The 7,100-nt window shown below is 65.8% G+C and carries 8 protein-coding genes and 1 pseudogene; 5 read left to right on the top strand and 4 right to left on the bottom strand.

Annotated elements, in window-relative coordinates; all coding sequences use genetic code 11:
* Positions 1-338 (top strand): annotated as a pseudogene (locus RN02_RS31395) (glutamine synthetase); the annotation flags it as partial.
* Between the two features lie 193 nt (positions 339-531).
* Positions 532-1,863 carry an MFS transporter gene (locus RN02_RS31390; RefSeq protein WP_009620814.1) on the top strand — a complete coding sequence of 444 codons (1,332 nt, stop codon included), beginning with the start codon at positions 532-534 and terminating at the stop codon, positions 1,861-1,863.
* Positions 1,864-1,881: 18 nt separating this feature from the next.
* On the opposite strand, the gene RN02_RS31385 is transcribed toward RN02_RS31390, so the two are convergent.
* From RN02_RS31385 to flgA, 4 genes are all read right to left on the bottom strand, one after another.
* On the bottom strand, positions 1,882-2,631 hold the full coding sequence (locus tag RN02_RS31385; RefSeq protein ID WP_064582341.1) for a flagellar brake protein: 750 nt from the start codon (positions 2,629-2,631) through the stop codon (positions 1,882-1,884).
* A gap of 90 nt (positions 2,632-2,721) precedes the next feature.
* Positions 2,722-3,189: a flagella synthesis protein FlgN gene (locus RN02_RS31380; protein ID WP_043319397.1), complete on the bottom strand. Its 468-nt coding sequence runs from the start codon at positions 3,187-3,189 to the stop codon at positions 2,722-2,724.
* A gap of 40 nt (positions 3,190-3,229) precedes the next feature.
* On the bottom strand, positions 3,230-3,547 hold the full coding sequence (flgM, locus tag RN02_RS31375; RefSeq protein ID WP_043319388.1) for a flagellar biosynthesis anti-sigma factor FlgM: 318 nt from the start codon (positions 3,545-3,547) through the stop codon (positions 3,230-3,232).
* A gap of 133 nt (positions 3,548-3,680) precedes the next feature.
* Positions 3,681-4,370 carry a flagellar basal body P-ring formation chaperone FlgA gene (gene flgA, locus RN02_RS31370; RefSeq protein WP_009620823.1) on the bottom strand — a complete coding sequence of 230 codons (690 nt, stop codon included), beginning with the start codon at positions 4,368-4,370 and terminating at the stop codon, positions 3,681-3,683.
* Between the two features lie 138 nt (positions 4,371-4,508).
* Between flgA and RN02_RS31365 the strand changes: the two genes are divergently transcribed.
* The 3 genes from RN02_RS31365 to RN02_RS31355 all read left to right on the top strand — a co-directional run bounded on the left by RN02_RS31365 (position 4,509) and on the right by RN02_RS31355 (position 7,082).
* On the top strand, positions 4,509-5,441 hold the full coding sequence (locus RN02_RS31365) for a chemotaxis protein CheV (protein WP_009620824.1): 933 nt from the start codon (positions 4,509-4,511) through the stop codon (positions 5,439-5,441).
* 110 nt (positions 5,442-5,551) lie between these two features.
* On the top strand, positions 5,552-6,358 hold the full coding sequence (gene cheR / locus RN02_RS31360) for a protein-glutamate O-methyltransferase CheR (RefSeq protein ID WP_232244795.1): 807 nt from the start codon (positions 5,552-5,554) through the stop codon (positions 6,356-6,358).
* Positions 6,359-6,482: 124 nt separating this feature from the next.
* Positions 6,483-7,082, top strand: a complete 600-nt coding sequence (locus RN02_RS31355) for a hypothetical protein (protein WP_152623852.1) — start codon at positions 6,483-6,485, stop codon at positions 7,080-7,082.
* Positions 7,083-7,100 lie beyond the last annotated feature (18 nt).

The raw sequence follows: 7,100 nt of genomic DNA, 5'->3' as shown, positions 1-7,100 counted from the left end.
CCCCGCCGGTGGCGCGGCGGGTGGAGAACCGCCTGGCGGGCGCCGACGCCAACCCCTACCTGGCCATCGCCGCCAGCCTGGCCGCCGGCCTGCACGGCATCGACAACGAGCTGGAGCCCAGCGCAGCCATCCAGGGCGAGTTCGAGGTGCCGGACGAACTGCTGCTGCCCTGCACCATGTACGACGCCTTGCGCCGCCTGAAGCGCAGCGAGCTGGCGCGGCGGATGTTCGGCGCCGAATTCGTCGACGGCTACGTGGCCAGCAAGGAACTGGAGCTGACCAGCTTCTTCGACGAGATCACCCCCTGGGAACGCCGGGTGCTGGCCGCCCAGGCCTGAGGCCGAGCGGAGCCCGTCACGGCGGGTTCCGACCGCCGGCTTTGCCGTGGACGACGCCTTTCTTTGCGTACCCGTCAAAGGGCTCGACGCGCCTTGCGGCAGGCTCTAGGCTGGTAGCGAACGCCCGCCTTCGCGCGGGCGTGCTTCGTGTAGTACGGCGGCGTCCTGCCGCCCGTCTTGGACCGGAGGTCCGATGCGGATTTTCACTGCCTTCCGTGCGCTTTACTTCGCCACCCTCACTTTGCTCACCGGCTCCGGCCTGCTGAGTACCTACCTGGGCCTGCGCCTGGCCGCCGAGAAGGTCGACGGCCTGTGGATCGGCGCCATGATGGCGGCCTACTACCTGGGCCTGGTGCTGGGCGGCAAGATCGGCCACCGGCTGATCGCCCGCGTCGGCCACATCCGCGCCTACGTCGCCTGCGGCGGCCTGGTGGTGGCGGCGGTGCTGGGCATCGGCCTGACCAGCTGGCCGGCGATCTGGCTGCTGCTGCGCACGCTCATCGGCCTGGGCATGATGTGCCAGTACATGGTCATCGAGAGCTGGCTCAACGAGCAGGCCGAGGCGCGCCAGCGCGGCGCGGTGTTCGCCGGCTACATGGTGGCCTCCTATCTGGGCCTGGTGGCCGGCCAGCTGATCCTGGTGGCGCACCCGGGGCTGGGCCCGGACCTGCCGATGATGATCGCGCTGGCCTTCGCCCTGTCGCTGATCCCGGTGTCTATCACCCACAAGGTCCACCCCGCGCCGCTGCACCCGGCTCCGCTGGAGCCGCGCTTCTTCATCCAGCGGGTGCCGCAGTCGTTGACCACGGTGCTGGTCTCCGGGCTGGTGATCGGTTCCTTCTACGGCCTGGCGCCGCTGTACGCCACCGAGCAGGGCCTGAGCGTCGAGCAGATCGGCGTGTTCATGGGCGTGTGCATCTTCGCCGGCCTGCTGGTGCAGTGGCCGCTGGGCTGGCTGTCGGACCGCTACGATCGCGCGCTGCTGATCCGCAGCGCCGGCATCCTGCTGCTGGTGTTCGCCTTGCCGCTGGCGGTGCTGCCGTCGCTGCCGATGGAGGCCATGGTGCCGATGGGCTTCATGGTCTGCCTGGTGCAGTTCACCCTCTACCCGCTGGCGGTGGCCTTCTCCAACGACCATGTCGAGGGCGAGCGGCGGGTATCGCTGACCGCCATGCTGCTGGTCACCTTCGGCGTTGGCGCCTGCGTCGGCCCGCTGGCGACCGGAGCGCTGATGCGCGCCTTCGGCCCGAACATGCTCTACGCCTTCGCCGCGACCTGCGCGCTGATCGTCATCTGGCGCGTGCGCCCGGAGAAGGTCACCGGTCTGCACCGTGTCGACGAGGCGCCGGTGAAGCACGTGCCCATGGCCGACAGCCTGGCCAGCTCGCCGCTGTCGGCGGCGCTCGACCCGCGGGTGGCCGACGAAACGGTGGAAGAACAGATGAAGACCACCCCGGCGCCCGCGCCCGCGGTGCCGGAGGCAGCCGGCGTGCCCGAGGCGGAAGAGGAAAGCCGGCCGGGGTAGGGCGGGGAAGGGCGGGTGCTAGAACAGCTCGTCCTTCTCGAAGCGCCGCGCTTCGCGCTGCAGCTGGTAGACGAAGCGCTCGATGTGGCGCTGCTCCAGGCCGCTCAGGCGGTTGAAGCGCAGGCCGGCGAAGCTGGCGTTGACCTTCTCGTCGAAGTGCACGTGGCGCAGCTCCACTTCCACGGTGATGGCGCCGAACGGCAGGCGGGCGGTGAAGCGCTCGTAGAGCTGGCCGGGTTGCAGGCGCTCGTGCACGTCGCCGGCGAAGCGCACCTTGCAGCCGGTGGCGGAGATGTCCAGCAGGTTGCCGCTCAGCGCGGCCTTGAGCTTGTCGCCGGCCAGTTCCACGGCCACCGGCTGGGTCTGCTTGAGGGCGGCGCGGTAGGCGTTGCGGCGCTGGTGGTAGAGCATCTCGGCGGGCATCGGCAGCCAGTAGCAGCGGGCGCCGTCGAGTTCGCTGAACTGCGCGGCCTGCTGGCATTCCCAGGCGATCCGCACGCCTTCATGGAAGGCTTCGATGCGGAAGTTCTCGCCATTCTGCAGGAAACGCTCGCCGTCATTGGGGATCAGTTCGTCCAGGGCCACCCGGTTGCGTTCGCGGTCCACCGCGACGACGAAGCTCTGGAAGCGCTGGTTGCGCTCGGCGAAGCTGATCACCAGCGGGTCATGGCTATCCATCAGGATTCGCAGGTTGGCCTGGATCTCCACGGCCGCCTTGAGCGTTTTCGGCGGTTGCGGGCCATTTTCCTCGGCGAACGGGCTTGCCACTGTCCTACGATCTCCAGATGTATTTATTGTGGGAATTTTCTTTTGCAAGGCGATGGCATTCTGCCGCATCGCCCTGCCGGGCGCCAGGGTTCAGGCCTGGCTGAGGGGACGCTGGCGGCTGCCCTGGGTCGCGCCGCCACGGCGGTCGTAGAGACTGGGGGTGTCCTGGCCGCGGAGGATGTCCAGCAGGCGACCGGTGGCGTGCTGGTTGTTGCGAATGATGCGGCCGTTGCGCAGGTTGGCCTGCTGGCATTGTTCCAGCAGCGCCGCCAGGCGCTCGCTGAGTTCCACGGTGCCCGGCTCCACCTTGCCCTGCGCGGCCAGCGCGGCGAGGCCGGCGCGGTCGCTGCTGACGCCGGCCTGGCGCAGCGTCTCGCTGCGCTGGCGGCCATTGCGCTCCAGCTGCTGGAGCAGCGGCAGCTTGCTGTCGAGCAGGCCCTGTAGGCGCTCCAGGTCACGCGCGTCGAGGGCGTGGAATTCGTCCTCGATCAGCTGCAGAAGAGCCTCGGCGGCGCCGATATCCTCGGTGATCAGATGGAGCAGGCTGGCGTTTGGCATGGCGGCTCGGCGTTCAGGGCGTCCTTGGGGAACCCCGCGCTCAGCGCTGGGATTCGAAGTCGAGCAGTTTGCCGGCGACTTTCTGGCTGTCGACCTGGTAGCTGCCATCGGCGATGGCCTGCTTCAGCCGCGCGACCTTTTCCGAGTCGACGACGGGTTGGTCTTTCAGCTGGTCGCTGGCTTTCTGCAATTGCTGGGCGGTGCTGCTCAGTTGCACGGACTCACCGCTGCCAGTGGCCGACGCGCTGCCGGCGCTTTCGCTGCCGGCGGCTTCGCTGCGGCCGGCCTGGGGCTTGCCGGTGCTGCCGGTGGAGACCGGCGCGCTGGCATTGTTCAGCCGGTTGAAGTCGATGACCATGGTAGTGAACCTCTGCGGGTTTAGGACGCTTGCCTGTAGGTTTCGGCTGACATCCATAAAACTTTAGGGCGGTTTTTCGTGCGCCTTCGCACAGTTTAGTGAAGGCTGGCGCGCAAGCGCCAGACTTCCGCCGCTAGAGCGTGACCTGCACCGCGCCTGGTTCCACCACCCGGGCCTTGATGATGCGCTGCGAACGCAGGTTGCGCACGCGAATCTGCTCGCCGGGCACCCCGTCGGCCATGGCTTCGCCGGGCATCACCACGTTGACCGCGCCGGTTTGCGCGCGGATCACCACCTGGTCGCCCTTGCGCACCGCCGCGGCCTGTTCGAGGAACACCGGGGCGAGGATCTGGTCGCTGACCGTCGGTCGCTTGAGCTTCTGCCCCACGGCCTGCTGCGGGTCGGTCAGGTAGCCCTGGCTGAGCAGGCCGATGTCGCGCTCCATCAGGCTGATGTCGCCCGGCTCCAGCACGTGGTCGCGCTTGAGCGGCTGGGTGGTCACCACCACCTGGCGGAACAGCTTGACCTGGGCCGGCACGTATACCGACCAGGGCGAGGAGCCTTCGCAGCGCACCAGCACCGAGACGCGCCCCACGGGCTGCGCGGGGCTTTCCAGGGATTGCGTCAGGTCCTTGTCGCAGGCCGCCAGGCGCAGGCGCGGGTCGATGCGCGCCACTTCTATCTCGTAGCGTGCCTCGATGCCGCTGCGTTGCAGATAATCTTCCACCTTGAACTCAAGAAAGCCCTGGGTGGAGCCGATAAGAATCTCGGGCGCGGTGAAGTCGTCGGCCCAGGTCGGACCCGGGGCGAATGCGCCCAGCATGCCGAGCACTCCGCAGAGTGGCAGGGCATGGGCTCGGGACCGTCGGAAAAACGTCGTTGGCAGTTTCATGCCACGACTTCAAGCAAGGCTCGTGCCGATTGCCGCTCTGAGCGGCACGGCGGATACGAAGGGGGCGCAATGGCCGGAGTCATGGATTCGGTCAACCAGCGAACGCAGCTGGTTGGGCAGAATCGTCTCGAACTGCTGCTGTTCCGGCTGGATGGCAGCCAGTTGTACGGCATCAACGTGTTCAAGGTGAAGGAGGTACTGCAGTGCCCGCGCCTGACCGTGATGCCCAAGTCCAGTCCGGTGGTGCGCGGGGTGGCGAACATCCGTGGCGGCACCATTCCGATCCTCGACCTGTCGATGGCCACCGGCCGTCGCGGCCTGCGCGAGATCGACAACAGCTTCGTGATCATCACCGAGTACAACACCAAGGTGCAGGGTTTCCTGGTGCATTCGGTGGAACGCATCGTCAACATGAACTGGGAGGAGATCCATCCGCCACCCAAGGGCACCGGCCGCGATCACTACCTGACGGCGGTGACGCGGGTGGACAAGCAACTGGTGGAGATCATCGACGTGGAGAAGATCCTCGCCGAGGTCGCGCCCACCAGCGAGGACATCTCCGAAGGCGTGATCGACGCGGACACCCAGGCCCAGGCGGTGACCAAGCGGGTGCTGGTGGTGGACGATTCCTCGGTGGCGCGCAAGCAACTGATCCGCTGCCTGGAGACCGTGGGCGTGGAAGTGCTCGCGCTCAATGACGGACGCCAGGCGCTGGACTACCTTCAACAGATGCTGGCCGCCGGTGGCAATCCGGGCCAGGAATTGCTGATGGTGATCTCCGACATCGAGATGCCGGAAATGGATGGCTACACCCTGACCGCGGAGATTCGCCACGATCCGCGGCTGCAGGACCTGCACATTCTCCTGCATACTTCGCTGTCCGGGGTGTTCAACCAGGCGATGGTGCGGAAGGTCGGCGCCAACGACTTCCTCGCCAAGTTCCGGCCCGATGACCTGGCGGCGCGTGTCGTCGAGCGCATCAAGGCGGCGGACGCACGCTGAGGAGGGCACTTCGGGGTAGTCTGCAACGGCCGGGGGCGACCCCGGCCGCCTGGCGTCGGGATCGACGCCCGGCCAACTGGAAAGAGGCGTGATCGGTGACATCGACCAACATGGAATTCGAGCTGTTCCGGGACTTCCTGGAAAAGGCCTGCGGCATCGTCCTGGGTGCCAACAAGCAGTACCTGGTCGCCAGCCGCCTGAACAAGCTGATGGAGCAGCAGGGCATCAGGAGCCTGGGCGAGCTGGTGCAGAAGATCCAGGTCCGCAGCCAGCTGCGCGAGCAGGTGGTGGATGCCATGACCACCAACGAGACCCTCTGGTTTCGCGACACCTACCCCTTCGAGGTGCTGAAGAACCGCATCCTCGCCGAGCTGATCAAGGCCAACCCGGGCCAGCGCCTGCGCATCTGGTCGGCGGCCTGCTCCTCGGGGCAGGAGCCCTATTCGCTGTCGATGACCATCGACGAGTTCGAGAAGACCAACCTCGGCCAGCTCAAGGCCGGCGTGCAGATCGTCGCCACCGACCTCTCCGGCTCCATGCTCAACGCGGCGAAGGCCGGCGAGTACGACAGCCTGGCCATCGGCCGCGGGCTGTCCCAGGAGCGCCTGCAGCGCTACTTCGACACCAAGGGGCCGGGGCGCTGGGCGGTGAAGCCGGCGATCAAGGGCCGCGTCGAGTTCCGCGCGCTGAACCTGCTGGAGAGCTACGCCACCCTCGGCAAGTTCGACCTGATCTTCTGCCGCAACGTGCTCATCTACTTCTCCGCCGAGGTCAAGCGCGACATCCTGCTGCGCATGCACGCGGCGCTCAAGCCCGGCGGCTACCTGTTCCTCGGCGCCTCCGAGGCGCTCAACGGGCTGCCGGAGCATTACCAGATGGTCCAGTGCAACCCGGGGATCATCTATAAAGCGAAGTAAGCAGGCTGAGGACGGGGCGCCAGGCGCTTGCCATGCAGTCCTGTCCGGGGGAGCCGCCCCCATGCCTATGCAAGACTGAAATGAACGATGTGCGGAAACCATGAGGAACGAAGCGGAGTGAATCATGTCTCGAGTTGAAAAATATCATTCCCCCTATTTTGTACAGAAGGTTCCTGTCAGTTCCGAAATGGTTGGGCGGCCGCGTTTCGATGTTCTGTCCGAATTCTGTGCCGGCAGGAAAGTGCTGCACGTGGGCTGCTCGGATTTCCCGATAACCAATGTCCAGGAAAACCTGCATATAAAACTGGATGCGGTCTGCTCGCACCTGGATGGCTTCGACATCAACACCGAAGCCTTCGAGGACCTGCGCCCCCACGTGAAGGGGCAACTGTTCGAGGCCTGGCCGCAGGTCACGGAAAAGTACGATGTCGTGTTGGTGCCGGAAGTCCTGGAACACGTCAATAATGTCGCCGACTTCCTGGGCGACCTGGACAGGATCGATACGGACAAATATATCCTGACGGTACCGGACGCCTACTCCTGCTTCAAATATCACTTCGATTACGAGGATGGAACCTTCTTCGAGGGTGTTCATCCGGACCACAATTGCTGGTACAGCCCTTATACGTTCACCAATGTGGTGAAGAAATACACACCGTGGAATATCGAGTGGCTGGGCTTCTATAACAACATTTCGCTGTTGATGGTTGCCAGCAAGCGATAGCTGGACGACAAGGCCCCG

The organism is Pseudomonas sp. PI1 (genome assembly GCF_000812405.1).
In the GTDB taxonomy this organism is placed as follows: Bacteria; Pseudomonadota; Gammaproteobacteria; order Pseudomonadales; family Pseudomonadaceae; genus Pseudomonas; species Pseudomonas citronellolis.
This window is presented reverse-complemented; position numbering and strand designations above follow the sequence as displayed.